The organism is Pectobacterium wasabiae CFBP 3304 (genome assembly GCF_001742185.1).
Classification (GTDB): Bacteria; Pseudomonadota; Gammaproteobacteria; order Enterobacterales; family Enterobacteriaceae; genus Pectobacterium; species Pectobacterium wasabiae.
Genome location: NZ_CP015750.1, coordinates 1,034,831 through 1,052,789, shown reverse-complemented (window position 1 = coordinate 1,052,789; position 17,959 = coordinate 1,034,831). Strand labels below are relative to the sequence as shown.

Here is a 17,959-nt window from a genome sequence, read left to right as displayed (position 1 = left end):
CCCCTATATTGTTGATAAAATATAGTAGAGTATCTTATTGATATTTATTCATAAAATTTACTTATAAAACGTTATAACGATCGCTTGTACTTTTTGTGACGGTTGATTGGCAACGACTTTTTTTATTTATTCACAGCGCGTGCGACAAACTGATGGCAACGGTTTGAACGGCTCATGCATCGCGCGGTAATCCTTTCTCCACTGCACGAATAAGTCGTTTTTTCTGTGTGGATTGGACGTCAATTTCCAATGATGCGCGGCGTGCCAACTGCTGGCGGATCGCCCAGTGGATATGTTCATCCAACAATTCGCTTTCACCCAGACGAGTTTGCAATGCCAGCACGATACTATCCTGATAGGGGGCATTGCCCAGTGCGACTGCAATATTGCGTAGCCAGCGGAGATGGCCGATGCGCCGGATCGGCGATCCTTCCGTAATCCGTAGAAATTTCTCTTCATTCCAGCCAAATAACAGCAACAACTCCGGCGTATGCAGCGCGGCACGCGGGCTGAAATCAGCCTCGTCGGTGAGTTGTGAAAATCGATTCCACGGGCAAATAAGCTGACAGTCATCGCAACCATAGATGCGATTGCCCATCAGCGGACGGAATTCTTCAGGTATCGGGCCTTCCAATTCGATGGTCAGGTAGGAAATACAGCGGCGAGCATCGACGGTATAAGGGGCGACAATCGCGCCTGTTGGGCAGGTGGTCATGCAGGCGACACAGCGACCACACTGTTCTTCTTGAGGTCGATCGACGGGCAGAGGCAGATCGATCAGCAGTTCACCGAGAAAGAACCAGGAACCTGCTTCTCGGTTTAAAATTAGTGAGTGTTTACCAACCCAGCCAAGCCCGGCTTTTGCAGCCAAAGGGCGTTCCATGATCGGTGCGGAATCGACGAAGGGGCGAAAATTCAATTCGCCGCAGTATTCCTGAATCTGATCGCCAAGCTTTTTCAAGCGCTGGCGTAACAGCTTGTGGTAATCACGACCTAGCGCATAACGGCTGACGTAGCCGAGTTCTGGGTTCTTTAAGGTACTGGCGAACGCGGCTTTGGCGGGAAGATAATTCATACGAACGCTAATGACGCGCAGCGTGCCAGGCAAAAGTTCGTGCGGACGCGCTCGTAGCATGCCATGACGCGCCATCCAGTCCATTTCCCCGTGATATTGCTTATCCAGCCAAGCTTGAAGCCGAGGCTCTTCTGCGGACAGGTCGGTGTCGCAGATGCCGACCTGCTGAAACCCCAATGCCTGTCCCCATTGTTTGATGTGTTGCGCTAATTCGTTGAGATCGTAGGGGTATGACATGATGGGCCGCAAAAATAAACAAGACGTAGTGATGTTACCATATCCGCGTTGCGGAACCGATGTTTGCGCACAGGTACGGAATGCTGGCGGTCGTTCCGGTTGCTTGCTAATTTTAAGTCATTGTAATGAAAACTAAGAGCAAATGATGACGGGTCACGATCGGAAACGAGAGGATGATTTGCCCGATTCGGTGTTCTACGCTGAGTGGGTGCGCCGTGAAGAGGCCGGTGCAGCTCGTGAATCAGGGCTTTCATTGTGGGATCTGATGCAGCGTGCGGGAGACGCTGCATTTCACGTGGCCCGCCAATGCTATCCCTCAGCCCGACGTTGGCGAGTGCTGGCTGGACACGGTAATAACGGTGGCGATGGGTATGTGGTCGCCAGTTTGGCGCTGGCGGCGGGCATTGAAGTGGATGTTGTTGCCTGCACCAGCGATAAACCGCTGCCTGATGATGCCCGTCTTGCTCGACAACGCTGGCTGGAGCAGGGCGGTCGTGTTCAAGATGTTAGTGCGCAGGATGGTAATACGCCGTGGCCGGACGGGATCGATCTCATTGTGGATGGTCTACTGGGAACCGGCCTTTCCGCTGCACCGCGTGCACCCTATGCCGCGTTAATGATGCAGGCAAATGCCTATCCCGCTCCCATTGTTTCATTGGATATTCCCTCTGGCTTACATGCCGAAACCGGTGCCTGTGTGGGCGTTGCGATCTGTGCGTCACAGACAGTGACGTTTATCGCGCTGAAGCCGGGGCTACTGACTGGCCGCGCGCGTGAACGAGTCGGGACATTGCATTATCACTCGCTAGGGTTGCAGACGTGGCTGGATAACCAAAACGCGCCGATCCGGCGGCTGACTGCGGCACAGCTTCCCGAATGGTTGACGCCTCGTCCTGCCGGACAACATAAAGGAGATAACGGCAGGTTGTTGGTGGTTGGGGGCAACGTGGGCTTAGGCGGTGCGGTACTGATGGCTGCCGATGCGGCGCTGCACAGCGGCGCAGGCCTAGTGCGAGTACTTACTCACAAACAGTATCAATCGGCGTTTTTAACGGCTCGACCTGAGCTGATGGTGCAAGAATTGACGACAGATACGCTGCGACAGGGGGTGGAGTGGGCCGATGTCGTGGTGATTGGGCCTGGTTTAGGGCAGGATGAATGGGGTAAAAACGCACTGCGTCTGACAGAAAATTGTAACAAACCCATGTTATGGGATGCGGATGCACTTAACCTGCTGGCAATCAATCCGCATAAGCGGCAGAATCGCGTGCTGACACCTCATCCCGGCGAGGCAGCACGTTTACTGAATTGCCGCGTATCTGATATTGAAAGTGATCGCTTACTTGCGGCCACAAAGCTGGTAAAACGCTATGGCGGCGTTGTTGTATTAAAAGGTGCGGGAACGGTGATTGCCAGCCAGCAAGAAGAGGTGGCTATTGCTGATGTGGGAAACTCTGGCATGGCGACGGGTGGCATGGGTGATGTGCTATCGGGTATTGTCGGTGGTTTGCTAGCGCAAAAGCTCTCGCTGTATGATGCGGCTTGTGCAGGATGTGTCGTACACGGTGCGGCGGCCGACTGGCTGGCAACGCGACGTGGTACCCGGGGTATGCTGGCAACCGATTTATTGCCCGTGCTGTTCCGATATGTGAATCCTGATCGGGTGTTTTTTTAGCGCCGATGTTTTTAGAACTTATGTTTTTAGAACAATAGAATGAAAAAAATAGTCTTACTTCTGCCTGATGAGGCAGCAACCATTTCATTAGGCACTGCGCTGGCGAAAGCCTGTGACGGTGCTTGTGTGATCCATCTTTATGGCGATCTCGGCGCGGGGAAAACGACGTTTAGTCGCGGCTTCCTACAGGCGCGCGGTCACCAAGGCAATGTCAAAAGTCCTACTTATACGTTGGTGGAACCTTATACGTTGTCCCCACTGGCTGTTTACCACTTTGATCTCTATCGACTGGCCGACCCGGAAGAGTTGGAGTTTATGGGGATTCGGGATTACCTGACGCAGGATGCCATCTGTCTGATTGAGTGGCCGCAGCAGGGCGCTGGCGTGCTGCCCGATGCGGATATCGAACTGCATTTGCGCTATCAGGATGAGGGCCGACAGGCTGAACTGTCCGCTGTCTCTGCTACGGGAGACGCGATGTTACAACGTTTTTCTCTTCAGCCAGGAACAACAGAATCATGATGAGTCGTATGGTTAAGCTGTTCATCGGCGTATGGCTATTGCTTGCGGGATCGGCGTGGGCCGCCAATCTGTCTGATATCAAGGTGGATAATGCGTCAGGCCAAGCCACGGTGCGACTGAGCTTTAGCGGCCAGCCGATTTATGCTTTTTTTCCGCTCAGCAACCCTGCCAGAGTGGTGATTGATATTCGTCAGAGTGGCGTCATTCAGGGGCTGCCGTTGGATTTCAGCGGGCAGAATCTGATTAAGCGCGTGCGAACCAGCAATGCGCAGGATGCACAAAGCCTGCGTTTGGTGCTGGATTTAACGCAGGCGGCCAAAACGCGAGCGGTTACACAAAAAGAAGGTTCGGGTTACGTTGTCGTTTTCACCATCACGGGTGACAAAGCGAAAACGGCGCAAGCCCCCACGCCTGCTGTTTCACGACAGCAAAATAGTGTGCCGGCAGAACCCGCAAAGAATCCGTTTACCAACAAGCCGACGGTCGTCGTGAGCGGCGGTTCGTCATCGCCAGCTCGGCAGAGTAATGAGCGCGTTGTTGTGGCGATTGATGCTGGTCACGGTGGGCAAGATCCCGGTGCGATTGGCACGAACGGGCTGCGAGAGAAAAATGTCACCATTTCTATCGCTCGTAAGCTGCAAGCTTTGCTGAATAACGATCCCGCCTTTAAAGGCGTATTAACGCGCGACGGCGACTACTTTATTTCCGTCATGGGGCGTTCGGACGTGGCGCGTAAGCAGGGCGCGAACCTGTTAGTGTCGATCCACGCCGATGCTGCGCCGAACCGCAATGCTAAAGGTGCCTCGGTTTGGGTGCTATCCAACCGTCGTGCGAATAGTGAAATGGCGAACTGGCTGGAACAGCACGAGAAACAGTCTGAATTATTGGGCGGTGCGGGGGATTTGCTGGCGAACAGCGGTGCCGATCCTTACCTTAGCCAGGCGGTGCTGGATCTGCAATTTGGTCACTCCCAGCGCGTTGGGTATGATGTGGCGACCAAGGTGCTGCGTGAGCTCCAGCGTGTCGGAGGCTTGCATAAACGGCGGCCAGAGCATGCCAGCTTGGGTGTACTGCGCTCGCCGGATATTCCCTCTCTGCTGGTGGAAACTGGGTTTATCACTAATCTCTCGGAAGAGCGGCTGTTAGGGAGCAACGACTACCAGGAAAAAATCGCCAATGCGATTTATCAGGGGCTGAGAAGCTACTTCCAGACGCACCCGATGCAATCGCTCCCAAAGCAGGAAAGCCGGCCACTACAGGCGGCGGAAAATGATAGAGCAATGTCGGGTGGTAATGTAACTGCGGCGAAAGCGAGTCTAGGTGCCACGCGCCATACTGTTGCGCGTGGCGAAACACTGTCTTCTATTGCCCGACGTTATGGCGTCAGCCTCGCGGCTATGCGTGACGTGAATAAGCTGAACAAGGATATTGTCTGGGTTGGACAGCGCCTGAATATTCCGGCTACCGGGACGAAACAGACGGCGTCAACGCCAGCGTCCAAAAAGGCAGCACCGGTGAAGCATAAGGTCGTGAAGGGTGATAGCCTGAGTGCGATCGCTGCCCGTTACGGTGTCAGTATGAAAGAGATTCAACAGGTGAATAATCTGCGTTCCGGTTCGGTACAACTGGGGCAAACGCTGATTATACCGTCTGCCTGATTCTTCATGCTGATGATGTCGATAGATTGAGGATAGTAAGAGGGATACGCCATGCCGATTCAGGTGTTGCCACCGCAGTTGGCTAACCAGATTGCCGCCGGAGAAGTGGTCGAGCGTCCGGCTTCGGTCGTGAAGGAACTGGTGGAAAACAGTCTGGATGCAGGGGCGACTCGGATTGATATCGACATTGAACGCGGCGGTGCAAAGCTGATCCGTATTCGTGACAATGGTTCTGGTATCGGAAAGGATGAGCTAACGCTGGCGCTAGCACGTCATGCGACCAGTAAAATTACCACGCTCGACGATCTGGAAGCGATCGTCAGCATGGGTTTTCGCGGCGAAGCGCTGGCGAGTATCAGTTCCGTCTCCCGTCTAACTCTGACATCACGCACTGCCGAACAGTCCGAGGCTTGGCAGGCCTACGCCGAAGGGCGCGACATGGCGGTAACGGTTAAACCCGCTGCCCACCCTGTGGGCACCACGCTGGAAGTGCTGGATCTGTTTTATAACACGCCTGCTCGCCGTAAATTTATGCGTACCGAGAAAACCGAATTCACCCATATTGATGAGGTTGTCCGCCGTATTGCGCTGGCGCGTTTTGATGTCGCCATCACGCTGCATCATAACGGTAAGTTGATGCGGCAGTATCGTGCGGCACCAGATAAAAGCCAGTATGAACGCCGTTTGGGCACTATCTGCGGTGCGACCTTCTTGCAGCATGCGTTGGCGGTGTCATGGCAGCATGATGATCTCACGATTCATGGCTGGGTTGCCGATCCGGTTGGTGCCAAACAACTGCCTGACATGCAGTATTGCTACGTGAACCAGCGCATGATGCGCGATCGACTGATTAATCATGCCATCCGGCAGGCTTATCAGGATCAGCTTAGTGACGATCAGCAGCCTGCTTATGTCCTGTATCTGGAGATCGACCCGCATCAGGTGGATGTTAACGTTCATCCCGCTAAGCATGAGGTGCGGTTCCATCAGGCTCGGCTGGTGCATGATTTTATCTATCAGGCCGTGATGTCCGTTCTACAGCAGGCATCCGCGCCGGGGCTTGGCATAACAGAGCCAGAAACCGGGAAAACCGTACAGTGGCAGCAGGAAAATCGTCCTGCCGCAGGCGAAAATCATTTTGCCCAGCCATCGCGTGCTGAAAAGTCATCATTGGCTGGGGAAAAAACGCCGCGTACTGGTCAGGCACGAGAAGCGGCCTATTCTGGCTATCAGCCGGAGAATCCGTATCAGAAAAAGCAGGGCGAATTATATAAGGCGCTGCTGCAACCAGCAGATAGCCTACAATCATCTGACGAGCTGCCTAATATTGCCGTGTCGGCAGATACCGCTGGCTCACCTGTGATATTGCATGATGTCGCATTGACGCGAACAGTCGTAGACACTGCCGCCAACAATAATAGGCAACGTGCGCCAGTTGAGTCCCCGCTGGAAAGCCAATCGAGCGGCTTTGGCCGGGTGCTGACGGTATATCCGCCGTGCTACGCGCTGCTGGAGTACCATAAAGGATTAGCCATGCTGTCGCTTTCCGTTGCTGAACGCTGTCTGAAAGTGGTGCAACTGACGCCACCGGAAGAGGGATTGCGGGCGCAACCATTGCTGATTCCGCAACGCCTGACGCTAAGCAAATCCGAACTGAATGTGTTGTCTATCCATCATGCTTTGCTGACGCATTTTGGTATTGATGTATCGGTTGAGTCACAGCGTGCCACGTTGCGTGCCGTACCTTTACCATTGCGCCAACAAAATTTACAAAACTTGATCTCTGAACTGATAGGCTATCTGGCCAACTATCAGACGGTTGAGGCACAGCAGGTGGAGCCTAGCGCGTTAGCGTCGTGGATGGCAACGCGATTGCAGAGTGAGCAGGAAAACTGGAGCCATTCTCAGGCCATACAATTACTGGCGGATGTCGAACGGCTTTGTCCGCAACTGGCGAAAGCGCCGCCGTCTGAACTTTTATTTATGATGGATATTCAGGATGCCATCAAGGCGTTAAAGCATGAGTGATGTAGAACAACCGTCGTTGCCACCCGCTATTTTTATCATGGGGCCGACGGCGTCAGGAAAAACGGCATTGGCAATGGCGTTACGAGAATATTTGCCTGTAGAGTTGATTAGCGTCGATTCCGCCCTTATCTATAAAGGCATGGACATCGGGACGGCGAAGCCAGGCGCGGAAGAGTTGGCGTTGGCACCGCATCGGTTAATCGACATTCTCGATCCGGCTGAATCTTATTCTGCGGCCGATTTTCGCCGCGATGCGCTACGCGAAATGGCCGACATCACCGCTGCCGGGCGTATTCCTCTCTTGGTCGGGGGGACGATGCTCTATTTCAAGGCGCTGCTGGAGGGACTTTCTCCTCTGCCATCGGCCGATGCCGCCGTGCGCCAGCGCATTGAAGAGCAGGCAAAAGAAATGGGTTGGGAAGCGATGCATCGGCAGCTTAGTGAGATCGACCCGGTAGCGGCAACTCGGATTCATCCAAATGATCCGCAGAGACTCTCGCGAGCACTGGAAGTTTTTTTCGTTTCAGGTAACACTTTAACTGAGCTGACAAAAACGTCTGGCGATGCACTGCCCTATCAGGTTTATCAGTTTGCTATCGCCCCGGCGACTCGTGAATTGTTGCATCAGCGAATTGAACAGCGTTTTCATCAGATGTTGGCAGCGGGTTTTGAGCAAGAAGCCCGGATATTGTTTACCCGGCAGGACCTTCATACGGATATGCCCTCTATTCGTTGCGTCGGTTACCGCCAGATGTGGTCATATTTATCCGGTGAAATTGATTACGATGAGATGGTTTATCGGGGAATTTGTGCGACGCGTCAGTTAGCGAAGCGGCAAATGACCTGGCTGCGCGGTTGGGATGGTGTCTGCTGGCTGGATAGCGAAAAACCGACTGAAGCACTGGACAAGGTAATACACTTTAAATAATTCAAGTTTCAGGCAGGCGGCAAGGGAAGGAGTCCCGATGAGCTTACTCAGGTAAGTGATTCGGGTGAGTGAACGCAGCCAACGCACATGCAACTTGAAGTATGACGAGTGTTCAGGTTGTTAGTGCATAGGTTGGGTGATTGTGTACAATCGGTGAGTCTCAGCGTGCAAGTTTTTTACACCGTTATTTTAGAGCCATAGGGTTCTTTGTTACAAACAACATACAAATAAGGAAAATATAGAATGGCTAAGGGGCAATCTTTGCAAGATCCGTTCTTGAACGCTTTGCGTCGTGAACGTGTTCCGGTTTCGATTTATTTGGTGAACGGTATTAAGCTGCAAGGTCAGATCGAATCTTTCGATCAGTTCGTGATTTTGTTGAAAAACACGGTCAGTCAGATGGTTTATAAACATGCCATCTCTACAGTTGTTCCTTCTCGCCCAGTTTCTCACCATAGCAACAATCCTGGCGGCAGCAACAACTATCATGGTAGTAACACGACTGCGCAGCAACAGTCGCAGGATGCTGATGACGCCGAATAAGGCGTATTGTCAATTCACCACGGCGCGGGAGAGCTGGACGCATCGCTCGGCTCCTTCGCTGTGGTGTTTTTTGCTCGTTTGAGAGGTTACTCGCTTGTTTGACCGTTATGAATCAGGTGAACGGGCCATATTAGTTCATATTTTTTTCTCGCAAGATAGAGATACGGACGATCTGCTAGAGTTTGAATCTCTGGTTTCTTCAGCCGGTATTGAATCTTTGCAGGTTGTTACGGGTAGTCGTAAGGCACCTCACCCCAAGTATTTTGTCGGGGAAGGCAAAGCCGAAGAAATTGCTCAGGCAGTAAAAGAAACTGGCGCGTTTGTCGTGCTGTTTGATCATGCGCTGACACCTGCTCAGGAACGTAATCTGGAGCGTTTGTGCGAGTGTCGGGTGATCGATCGTACCGGACTGATTTTAGATATTTTTGCCCAGCGTGCGCGTACTCACGAGGGGAAATTACAGGTAGAACTGGCACAGTTGCGTCACCTTGCGACCCGATTGGTTCGCGGATGGACGCACCTTGAGCGTCAGAAAGGCGGTATCGGTTTGCGTGGCCCGGGTGAAACCCAGCTTGAAACGGATCGCCGTTTATTGCGTAATCGTATCTCTCAGATACTGTCTCGTCTCGAGCGGGTAGAAAAACAGCGTGAACAAGGGCGTCGGTCGCGGGTGCGTGCCGATGTTCCCACCGTTTCGCTGGTGGGCTATACCAACGCCGGTAAATCCACGCTGTTTAACAAAATTACATCGGCGGGCGTCTATGCCGCCGATCAGTTATTTGCCACACTGGATCCAACATTACGCCGCATTGAGGTGGATGATGTTGGTGATACAGTGCTGGCGGATACCGTAGGTTTTATCCGGCAGCTACCCCACGATTTGGTGGCTGCGTTTAAGGCTACATTACAGGAAACACGTCAAGCCTCACTGCTGTTGCACATTGTTGATGCCGCCGATCCTCGTCTTGACGAGAACATCGAGGCAGTTGATGACGTACTGGCGGAAATTGAGGCGGATGAAATACCTGCGCTGTTGGTAATGAACAAGATCGATATGCTGGATGATTTTGTTCCGCGTATCGATCGCAACGAAGAGAATCTACCGGTACGGGTCTGGCTTTCAGCACAGACTGGCGACGGTATTCCGTTGTTATTTCAGGCATTGACTGAGCGGCTTTCCGGGGAAATCGCACAACATACTTTGCATCTTCCCCGCAGGCAGGACGCTTGCGTAGTCGTTTTTACCAGCTTCAGGCAATAGAAAAAGAATGGATTGAAGAGGATGGGCAAATTGGTTTGGTTATTCGTATGCCAATTGCCGACTGGCACCGCCTCTGCAAAAAAGAGCAGGAACTGATGGACTATATTGTCTGATTTGACTGGTAGATACAGTCTGAACGGCGAAATAGTCTGACAGACTCTGGGATATTGAACCTGAAGAACACCTATCATAAAGAATGGAGCTAAAACATGGCGTGGAATCAGCCCGGTAATAACGGACAAGACCGCGACCCGTGGGGGAGCAGCAATAATGGCGGCAACTCTGGCGGAAATAATAATAAAGGTGGCCGAGATCAGGGGCCTCCGGACCTTGACGACATCTTCCGTAAGCTGAGCAAAAAACTCAGTGAACTGGGCGGAAAAGGTTCTGGTTCGAGCAACAGTGGAAATTCTGGCGGCCCAGTACTGGGTGGCCGGATCGTCGGTATCGCTGCCGTCGCTGCGGTTGTCATCTGGGCTGCTACGGGTTTCTATACCATTAAAGAAGCGGAACGCGGTGTCGTAACGCGCTTTGGTAAATTCAGCCATCTGGTTGGACCGGGTCTTAACTGGAAACCAACCTTTATCGACTCTGTTCGCGCGGTGAACGTTGAGTCGGTACGCGAACTGGCGACGTCGGGCGTGATGCTGACGTCAGATGAAAACGTCGTGCGCGTTGAAATGAACGTGCAGTATCGTGTTACGCAGCCTGAACAATATCTGTTCAGCGTAACCAATGCCGATGACAGCCTGCGTCAGGCCACTGACAGCGCGCTGCGCGGTGTTATTGGTAAGTACACGATGGACAAAATTTTGACGGAAGGCCGTACTATTGTGCGTACGGATACCCAGCGTGTACTGGAAGAAACCGTTCGTCCATACAACATGGGGATCACGCTGCTGGACGTCAACTTCCAGACCGCTCGTCCGCCGGAAGAAGTGAAGGCCGCGTTTGATGATGCCATTGCCGCGCGTGAAAACGAACAGCAATACATTCGTGAAGCAGAAGCGTACGCGAATGAAGTGCAGCCGCGTGCCAACGGTCAGGCTCAGCGTATTCTGGAAGAGTCTCGCGCTTATAAAACCCGTACCGTTCTGGAAGCTCAAGGTGAAGTGGCCCGTTTTGCCAGAGTATTACCGGAATATAAAGCGGCACCGGAAATTACCCGCGAGCGTTTGTATATCGAAACCATGGAACGCGTGTTAAGTCATACTCGTAAAGTTCTGGTCAATGACAAGGGGAGTAACCTGATGGTGCTACCGTTGGATCAGATGCTGCGTGGACAAGGCGGTGAAAGTACGCAAAGCAACAGCAGTGCTAACCCACTGCGTTTGCCTAGTAACAGCAGCGGTGCGGCGAATAGCAACCAAACGCGCAGCAGTAACAATGGAAATATCATGGATCAGCGCAAAGCAAATGCGCAGCGTGATGACTTCACTCGAGTAGGGAGAGAATAATCGATGCGTAAGCCCTTACTATTTATCCTGATCCTGGTACTGATGGTGGTCTATGCGTCACTGTTTGTGGTGCAGGAAGGCCAGCGCGGCATTGTGATGCGTTTTGGCAAAGTATTGCGTGATGACGAAAACAAGCCGCTGATTTATGTACCGGGATTGCAGTTCAAGGTCCCGTTTATCGACTCAGTGAAAATGCTGGATGCGCGTATCCAGACCATGGAAAATCAGGCTGACCGCTTTATCACTAAAGAGCAGAAAGACCTGATTGTCGATTCTTACCTCAAATGGCGTATCAGCGATTTCAGCCGCTACTATCTGGCAACGGGCGGTGGTGACATCTCTCAAGCTGAAGTGCTGTTGAAACGTAAATTCAGTGACCGTCTGCGTTCTGAGATTGGTCGTCTGGATGTGAAAGGCATTGTTACCGACTCACGTGGTCAACTGATGTCTGACGTGCGTGAAGCGCTGAATACCGGTACCGGTGAAACCACCGAAGCCGATAATGCGATTGCTTCTGCAGCTGCGCGTGTTGAGAAAGAGACGACCACCAACGAACCTCACATCAACCCTAACAGCATGGCTGCGCTGGGTATTGAGGTTATCGATGTGCGGATTAAGCAAATCAACCTGCCAACCGAAGTGTCTGACGCCATTTACCAACGTATGCGTGCAGAACGTGAAGCGGTAGCACGTCGCCACCGTTCACAAGGTCAGGAAGAAGCAGAAAAGCTGAAAGCGACGGCAGACTATGAAGTTACCCGTACGCTGGCTGAAGCCGAGCGTCAAGGACGTATCACCCGTGGTGAAGGGGATGCTGAAGCGGCTAAACTGTTTGCGAACGCATTCAGTGAAGATCCTGATTTCTATTCTTTCGTTCGTAGCCTGCGCGCATACGAAAGCAGCTTCAGTAATAATCAGGACGTGATGGTTCTCAGCCCGGATAGCGACTTCTTCCGCTACATGAAGTCACCGGATAGCAGCATGGCACCACGCCGCTGATAGTCATTAACTGACGTATTTCATCAAGCCCGGGTTTATCCTCCGGGCTTTTTTTTGCCGTTTTCTGGCAGAGATCATTTACAGGGGTTAGTCCCGTTTGTGCTCGGGGCGGGGAGAAGAGGTGGTTATGAATTCAACGATTTGGCTGGCGCTCGGGCTGATTTTAGTACTTGAAGGGCTGGGGCCGCTGCTGTTCCCCCGTCTCTGGCGGCGTATGATTCTGAGTATGGCACAGTTGCCAGATACTATTTTACGCCGTTTTGGTGGCGGAATAGTCGTTGCAGGGTGCGTGATCTACTACATGTTGCGTAGCCGGATGGGTGGCTAAAATTAAGTGGAAAAATGTGCGCAATCGTGTGCTAAAAGTACTGAAAGCATCCAAATGAGATGGTAGAATCCTTTTTTAAGCAACCTGGTGATTCTTGAAATGGGTAAGAACGTCGTCGTACTGGGCACCCAATGGGGTGACGAAGGTAAAGGCAAGGTCGTCGACCTGCTGACTGAACGGGCTAAATATGTTGTGCGCTATCAGGGTGGTCACAACGCTGGCCACACGCTGGTTATCAACGGTGAAAAAACCGTCCTTCATTTAATTCCTTCTGGCATTCTGCGTGAAAATGTCGTCAGCATCATCGGTAACGGTGTCGTGCTAGCGCCTGACGCATTGATGAAAGAAATGACGGAGCTTGAAGCGCGTGGCGTCCCGGTACGCGAACGTCTGCTGCTTTCTGAAGCCTGTCCATTAATTCTGCCTTATCACGTCGCACTGGATAACGCGCGTGAAAAAGCGCGTGGTGCAAAAGCGATTGGTACGACCGGTCGCGGTATCGGCCCGGCGTATGAAGATAAAGTTGCACGCCGTGGTCTGCGCGTTGGCGATCTGTTTGATAAAGAAACGTTTGCCGTCAAACTGAAAGAAATCATCGAATACCATAACTTCCAACTGGTTAACTACTACAAAGTCGATGCTGTCGACTACCAGAAAGTTCTGGACGATGTGCTGGCGATTGCCGACATTCTGACCGCGATGGTAGTTGATGTTTCCGATTTGCTGCATAAAGCGCACCTGCGTGGCGATTTCGTCATGTTTGAAGGCGCACAGGGTACGCTGTTGGATATCGACCACGGTACATACCCGTATGTGACCTCCTCAAATACCACTGCGGGCGGCGTTGCTACCGGTTCTGGTCTGGGTCCACGTTATGTAGACTATGTTCTGGGTATCGTTAAAGCTTACTCTACCCGCGTGGGCGCTGGTCCCTTCCCGACAGAGCTGTTTGAGGAAGTCGGCGAGCATCTGTCTCAGAAAGGTAATGAGTTTGGCGCGACGACAGGTCGTCGTCGTCGTACCGGCTGGCTGGATGCGGTGGCCGTGCGTCGTGCGGTACAGATCAACTCGCTGTCAGGTTTCTGCCTGACCAAGCTGGATGTGCTGGACGGTCTGAAAGAGATTAAGATCTGCGTAGGCTATCGTTTGCCGAATGGCACCGAAGTGGATACGACTCCGCTGGCTGCTGAAGGCTGGGAAGGTCTTGAGCCGATTTACGAAACTGTGCCGGGTTGGTCTGAAAGCACATTTGGCGTGAAAGATCACAGCAAGCTGCCGCAGGCTGCGCTGAATTACATCAAACGTATCGAAGAAGTTACGGGTGTGCCGATTGATATTATTTCCACCGGCCCAGATCGCAGCGAAACCATGGTATTGCGCGACCCGTTCGACGCTTGATTGCACCACGCTTAATGGGTGATGCAACTATGAAAAAGGACGGGATTCCCGTCCTTTTTGCTATCTATTGTTTAACCGTCGCGGAACAACGCCGGCTTCTTACGCGTTATTCTTGGACGTCTTCCGCTTTCTGCGCTTTCTTCTTCAGGCTATCCAGTAGCTTATTGTGGATGTTACTGAACCCGCCGTTGCTCATGACCAGAATGTGATCGCCTGGCTGTGCGGTCTTGACGATATTTTCTACCAGCGTATCAATATCCGCGCTCCAGTGAGCGGGCTGTATGCAGGCTTCCGCGACCTCTACGACCTGCCACGGGATATGCGTCGGTTGGAAGAGGAAAACTTCATCGGCGCGGGCTAATGACGGAGCCAGTTCGTTTTTGCACATCCCCAATTTCATGGTATTCGAACGGGGTTCCAGCACGGCTAAAATACGGGCTGTACCGCCCACCTTGCTGCGTAATGCTGACAGCGTAGCCAGAATGGCGGTAGGGTGGTGTGCAAAATCGTCATACACCGCGACGCCATGTTCAGTACCACGTAATTCAAGGCGGCGACGTGCGTTGATAAAACCACCGAGTGCGCGGCAGGCATCTGCGGGCAATACGCCGACGTGGTGAGCGGCAGCGATGGCCATCAATCCGTTGTGCATATTGTGTTCACCCACCAACTTCCAATGGACTTCACCGACAAGCTCGTTGTTCAGGTAAACCTGGTATTGGCTGGCATCAATAGCCACTTTTTGTGCGCGCCAAACGCCTTCTTCGCCGACTAACTCCTGTTCACTCCAGCAGCCCATTGCCATTACCTGTTTGAGGTTGAGGTCATTGGTTGGCGAGATGATTTTCCCAGTGCCCGGCACCAGTCGAACAAGGTGGTGGAACTGTTTCTGAATGGCTTTTAGATCGTCAAAGATATCGGCGTGATCGAACTCAAGATTGTTGAGCACCAGCGTTCTTGGGCAGTAATGGACGAACTTGGAGCGTTTGTCGAAGAACGCACAGTCATATTCATCGGCTTCGAGCACCATGAACGGGCTATCACCCAACCGTGCGGAAACGGTGAAGTTGCCGGGAACGCCACCGATCACAAAGCCAGGCTGGTAGCCACAATCTTCCAGGATCCAGGTGACCATCCCCGCCGTAGTCGTCTTACCATGCGTTCCCGCAACGGCAATCACCCAGCGATCGCGCAGCACATAGTCATGCAGCCACTGTGGACCAGAAACATAAGGTAGCCCCTGTTCTAGTACGGCCTCGACGCACGGATTTCCGCGCGACATCGCATTACCGATGATGACCAAATCGGGGGCGGGAGCAAGCTGTGCCGGATCGTATCCCTGAATCAGTGTGATTCCCTGCTCTTCCAGTAAGGTACTCATGGGGGATAAACATTTGCATCTGAGCCCGTGACGTCATGCCCCAGTGAGCGGGCGAGTAGGGCAAGGCCCCCCATAAAGGTGCCGCAGATACCTAAAATATGAATACGCATACATTTTCCATCTTCGCAGTGAGTCTGCGTCATATTCTAACGCTATGAATCCGCCATAAGAAATGGATTTGACTAGGTACTCACTTTCTCTTTGGGCTACACTGCATGCGCAAACGTTGGCGGTGCAGAAATGAAACCGCTTTTCATCCGTAGATTCTGGAATAGTGTTATGAAAACGTTAGGCGAATTTATCGTCGAAAAACAGCACGATTTCTCTCACGCCACAGGTGAGCTTACCGCGCTGCTGTCTGCTATTAAACTGGGTGCCAAGATTATTCACCGTGATATCAATAAAGCCGGTCTGGTTGATATCCTGGGAGCCAGCGGCATTTCTAATATTCAGGGCGAAGTGCAGATGAAGCTCGATCTGTATGCCAATGAAAAACTGAAAGCGGCATTAAAGGCGCGTGGTGAAGTGGCAGGTATTGCCTCTGAAGAAGAAGACGAGATCGTTATCTTTGAAGGCGATAAGGCGGAAAACGCTAAGTATGTCGTTCTGATGGATCCGCTGGACGGCTCGTCGAATATCGATGTAAACGTCTCTGTCGGTACAATTTTCTCTATTTATCGCCGTATTACGCCGCTGGGAACCTCCGTCACAGAAGCGGACTTCTTACAGCCGGGTAGCCAGCAGGTTGCTGCGGGCTATATCGTTTACGGTTCTTCTACCATGCTGGTGTACACCACGGGCCATGGCGTTCACGCGTTTACCTACGATCCGTCGCTCGGCGTATTCTGTCTCTCGCATGAAAAAGTTTGCTTCCCGGAAAAAGGGAATATGTATTCCATCAACGAAGGGAACTACATCAAGTTTCCTGCCGGCGTGAAGAAATACATCAAATACTGTCAGGAGCAAGATGAAGAGACGCAGCGTCCTTATACGTCGCGTTACATCGGTTCACTGGTCGCAGATTTCCATCGTAACCTGCTGAAAGGCGGAATTTACCTGTATCCGAGCACGGCGAGCTATCCGAAAGGCAAACTGCGTTTGCTGTACGAATGTAACCCGATGGCGTTTCTGGCGGAGCAGGCAGGCGGTAAGGCTAGCGATGGTAAAAACCGTATTCTGGATATCATGCCAGAGAAGTTGCATCAGCGCTCACCGTTCTTTGTGGGAACTGAATCCATGGTTGATGACGTTGAACGTTTCATCCGTGAATTCCCCGATGCCTAATTAACGCTGTCTCGTGTCGGCGGGTAATCTGCCAACGCGGGATGACTGCTTATGGCGTGCTATCCAGTACGCCATCTTTGTACGTCATTGCAGCGATCTTAAAAAATACTCACCGCTTTTTCTAAAACTGAGCCTCGAACCAGCTTTCCAGAATAATCACCGCAGAGGCAGCGTCTACGCTACCTTTATCCAGCGCTTTAAAGCCACCGCGTTCAAAGAGATCGGCGCGTGCTTCCACCGTACTCAACCGTTCATCGTGTAACTCAATAGCGACGCCGAAACGGCCATGCAGTCGATTAGCAAATTTCCGTGCTCGTGCTGTCAGCGGTTGCTCAGTGCCATCCATGTTAAGCGGCAGGCCGACGACGACCAGATCGGGCTGCCATTCTGATAACAGCTTTTCCACTTTTTGCCAGTCGGGGATACCTTCCTGCGCCTTGAATGATGTCAGTGCGCGTGCCGTACCGGTAATCTCCTGACCAATGGCGACGCCGATGCTTTTTGTCCCAAAATCAAAGGCAAGAATGGTTCTACTGCTCATCAAGCGTGTCCTGCTTCGGTAGAGATATTATGAATATCGATGCCTAGTTTTCTTGCTGCTGCCCGCCAGCGTTCGGCAATGGGCGTGTGGAACAGAATGTCTTTGTCGGCTGGCGTCGTCAGCCAGGCATTATCCAGCAGTTCTTCTTCCAACTGGCCGGTCTCCCAGGCGGAATAACCTAAGGCGACTAACGTATTTTTCGGCTGTTTGGATGTTCCTAACGTTTCCAGTACGTCTTTTGAGGTGGTGATCATGGTGTCCTCAGAAATACTGATGCTGGAACCAAAGCCGGAACAGGGCGTATGCAGGATAAAACCACGATCGTCCGCCAGCGGGCCACCCATAAACACGGGTTTATCTAACCGGATGGCAGGATCGCGCGGTGTTGGATCTATTTTTAGCTTTTTCAGCACGTTTTCCACTGAAAACTGATCCATCGGTTTGTTGATGATCAGCCCCATGGCTCCGTCTTCATTATGTTCGCAGATATAGACCACCGAACGTTTAAATACAGAGTCCTGTAGTGCTGGCATAGCAATGAGGAAGTGATGCTGTAAATTCATTGTGTATTTTTATCGATATCCGTCAGCGTTGGAGAAACGGCCCGTGTTGCGCGGGCCGGATAGCGTATCTGGTGTCTCTGG

Annotated in this window: 14 protein-coding genes and 2 pseudogenes; 12 read left to right on the top strand and 4 right to left on the bottom strand. The window is 52.2% G+C overall.

All coding sequences use genetic code 11. From position 1 onward, the window contains the following. Positions 1-172: 172 nt before the first annotated feature. Complete coding sequence (gene queG, locus A7983_RS04675; RefSeq protein ID WP_005973041.1) at positions 173-1,312, bottom strand: tRNA epoxyqueuosine(34) reductase QueG; 1,140 nt, start codon at positions 1,310-1,312, stop codon at positions 173-175. 145 nt (positions 1,313-1,457) lie between these two features. Between queG and nnr the strand changes: the two genes are divergently transcribed. The 11 genes and pseudogenes from nnr to A7983_RS04620 all read left to right on the top strand — a co-directional run bounded on the left by nnr (position 1,458) and on the right by A7983_RS04620 (position 14,109). Further along, complete coding sequence (nnr, locus tag A7983_RS04670) at positions 1,458-2,987, top strand: bifunctional ADP-dependent NAD(P)H-hydrate dehydratase/NAD(P)H-hydrate epimerase (RefSeq protein ID WP_005973044.1); 1,530 nt, start codon at positions 1,458-1,460, stop codon at positions 2,985-2,987. 39 nt (positions 2,988-3,026) lie between these two features. Further along, positions 3,027-3,509, top strand: coding sequence for a tRNA (adenosine(37)-N6)-threonylcarbamoyltransferase complex ATPase subunit type 1 TsaE (tsaE, locus tag A7983_RS04665; RefSeq protein ID WP_005973047.1), 483 nt, complete (start codon positions 3,027-3,029; stop codon positions 3,507-3,509). Further along, positions 3,506-5,167, top strand: coding sequence for an N-acetylmuramoyl-L-alanine amidase AmiB (amiB, locus tag A7983_RS04660; protein ID WP_005973049.1), 1,662 nt, complete (start codon positions 3,506-3,508; stop codon positions 5,165-5,167). Before tsaE ends, amiB begins: the two co-directional genes overlap by 4 nt. 51 nt (positions 5,168-5,218) lie before the next feature. Then, a complete protein-coding gene (gene mutL / locus A7983_RS04655) occupies positions 5,219-7,195 on the top strand; it encodes a DNA mismatch repair endonuclease MutL (RefSeq protein ID WP_005973052.1) in 1,977 nt (658 codons plus the stop codon). Next, positions 7,188-8,123 (top strand): tRNA (adenosine(37)-N6)-dimethylallyltransferase MiaA, encoded by a 936-nt coding sequence (miaA, locus tag A7983_RS04650; RefSeq protein WP_005973054.1) that lies wholly within the window; start codon positions 7,188-7,190, stop codon positions 8,121-8,123. The genes mutL and miaA overlap by 8 nt, the downstream gene beginning before the upstream one ends. A gap of 243 nt (positions 8,124-8,366) precedes the next feature. Next, entirely contained in the window at positions 8,367-8,666 is a 300-nt protein-coding gene (gene hfq, locus A7983_RS04645) for an RNA chaperone Hfq (RefSeq protein WP_005973057.1), read from the top strand. A 94-nt stretch (positions 8,667-8,760) separates the two neighbouring features. Then, positions 8,761-10,040 (top strand): annotated as a pseudogene (hflX, locus tag A7983_RS04640) (ribosome rescue GTPase HflX). Positions 10,041-10,136: 96 nt separating this feature from the next. Next, a complete protein-coding gene (gene hflK / locus A7983_RS04635; protein ID WP_005973063.1) occupies positions 10,137-11,384 on the top strand; it encodes an FtsH protease activity modulator HflK in 1,248 nt (415 codons plus the stop codon). Positions 11,385-11,387: 3 nt separating this feature from the next. Further along, on the top strand, positions 11,388-12,383 hold the full coding sequence (hflC, locus tag A7983_RS04630; RefSeq protein ID WP_005973066.1) for a protease modulator HflC: 996 nt from the start codon (positions 11,388-11,390) through the stop codon (positions 12,381-12,383). A 127-nt stretch (positions 12,384-12,510) separates the two neighbouring features. Beyond that, positions 12,511-12,711 (top strand): DUF2065 domain-containing protein, encoded by a 201-nt coding sequence (locus tag A7983_RS04625; RefSeq protein WP_005973069.1) that lies wholly within the window; start codon positions 12,511-12,513, stop codon positions 12,709-12,711. A gap of 99 nt (positions 12,712-12,810) precedes the next feature. Then, the gene (locus A7983_RS04620; protein WP_005973072.1) at positions 12,811-14,109 is read left to right on the top strand and encodes an adenylosuccinate synthase; all 1,299 of its coding nucleotides are present in this window, start codon (positions 12,811-12,813) and stop codon (positions 14,107-14,109) included. Positions 14,110-14,215: 106 nt separating this feature from the next. On the opposite strand, the pseudogene mpl reads toward A7983_RS04620, so the two are convergent. Further along, positions 14,216-15,600, bottom strand: a pseudogene (gene mpl, locus A7983_RS04615) (UDP-N-acetylmuramate:L-alanyl-gamma-D-glutamyl-meso-diaminopimelate ligase). Positions 15,601-15,769: 169 nt separating this feature from the next. Here mpl and fbp point away from each other — a divergent pair. Then, positions 15,770-16,774 carry a class 1 fructose-bisphosphatase gene (gene fbp / locus A7983_RS04610; RefSeq protein ID WP_005973076.1) on the top strand — a complete coding sequence of 335 codons (1,005 nt, stop codon included), beginning with the start codon at positions 15,770-15,772 and terminating at the stop codon, positions 16,772-16,774. A 121-nt stretch (positions 16,775-16,895) separates the two neighbouring features. On the opposite strand, the gene ruvX is transcribed toward fbp, so the two are convergent. Then, complete coding sequence (ruvX, locus tag A7983_RS04605; protein WP_005973078.1) at positions 16,896-17,315, bottom strand: Holliday junction resolvase RuvX; 420 nt, start codon at positions 17,313-17,315, stop codon at positions 16,896-16,898. Further along, complete coding sequence (locus A7983_RS04600) at positions 17,315-17,878, bottom strand: YqgE/AlgH family protein (RefSeq protein ID WP_005973080.1); 564 nt, start codon at positions 17,876-17,878, stop codon at positions 17,315-17,317. The genes ruvX and A7983_RS04600 overlap by 1 nt, the downstream gene beginning before the upstream one ends. Between the last annotated feature and the right edge of the window lie 81 nt (positions 17,879-17,959).

Coding starts and splice junctions, on each gene's coding strand:
- queG (WP_005973041.1), bottom strand. CDS start 1,312: ATGTCATACCCCTACGATCTCAACGAATTAGCGCAACACATCAAACAA.
- nnr (WP_005973044.1), top strand. CDS start 1,458: ATGACGGGTCACGATCGGAAACGAGAGGATGATTTGCCCGATTCGGTG.
- tsaE (WP_005973047.1), top strand. CDS start 3,027: ATGAAAAAAATAGTCTTACTTCTGCCTGATGAGGCAGCAACCATTTCA.
- amiB (WP_005973049.1), top strand. CDS start 3,506: ATGATGAGTCGTATGGTTAAGCTGTTCATCGGCGTATGGCTATTGCTT.
- mutL (WP_005973052.1), top strand. CDS start 5,219: ATGCCGATTCAGGTGTTGCCACCGCAGTTGGCTAACCAGATTGCCGCC.
- miaA (WP_005973054.1), top strand. CDS start 7,188: ATGAGTGATGTAGAACAACCGTCGTTGCCACCCGCTATTTTTATCATG.
- hfq (WP_005973057.1), top strand. CDS start 8,367: ATGGCTAAGGGGCAATCTTTGCAAGATCCGTTCTTGAACGCTTTGCGT.
- hflK (WP_005973063.1), top strand. CDS start 10,137: ATGGCGTGGAATCAGCCCGGTAATAACGGACAAGACCGCGACCCGTGG.
- hflC (WP_005973066.1), top strand. CDS start 11,388: ATGCGTAAGCCCTTACTATTTATCCTGATCCTGGTACTGATGGTGGTC.
- A7983_RS04625 (WP_005973069.1), top strand. CDS start 12,511: ATGAATTCAACGATTTGGCTGGCGCTCGGGCTGATTTTAGTACTTGAA.
- A7983_RS04620 (WP_005973072.1), top strand. CDS start 12,811: ATGGGTAAGAACGTCGTCGTACTGGGCACCCAATGGGGTGACGAAGGT.
- fbp (WP_005973076.1), top strand. CDS start 15,770: ATGAAAACGTTAGGCGAATTTATCGTCGAAAAACAGCACGATTTCTCT.
- ruvX (WP_005973078.1), bottom strand. CDS start 17,315: ATGAGCAGTAGAACCATTCTTGCCTTTGATTTTGGGACAAAAAGCATC.
- A7983_RS04600 (WP_005973080.1), bottom strand. CDS start 17,878: ATGAATTTACAGCATCACTTCCTCATTGCTATGCCAGCACTACAGGAC.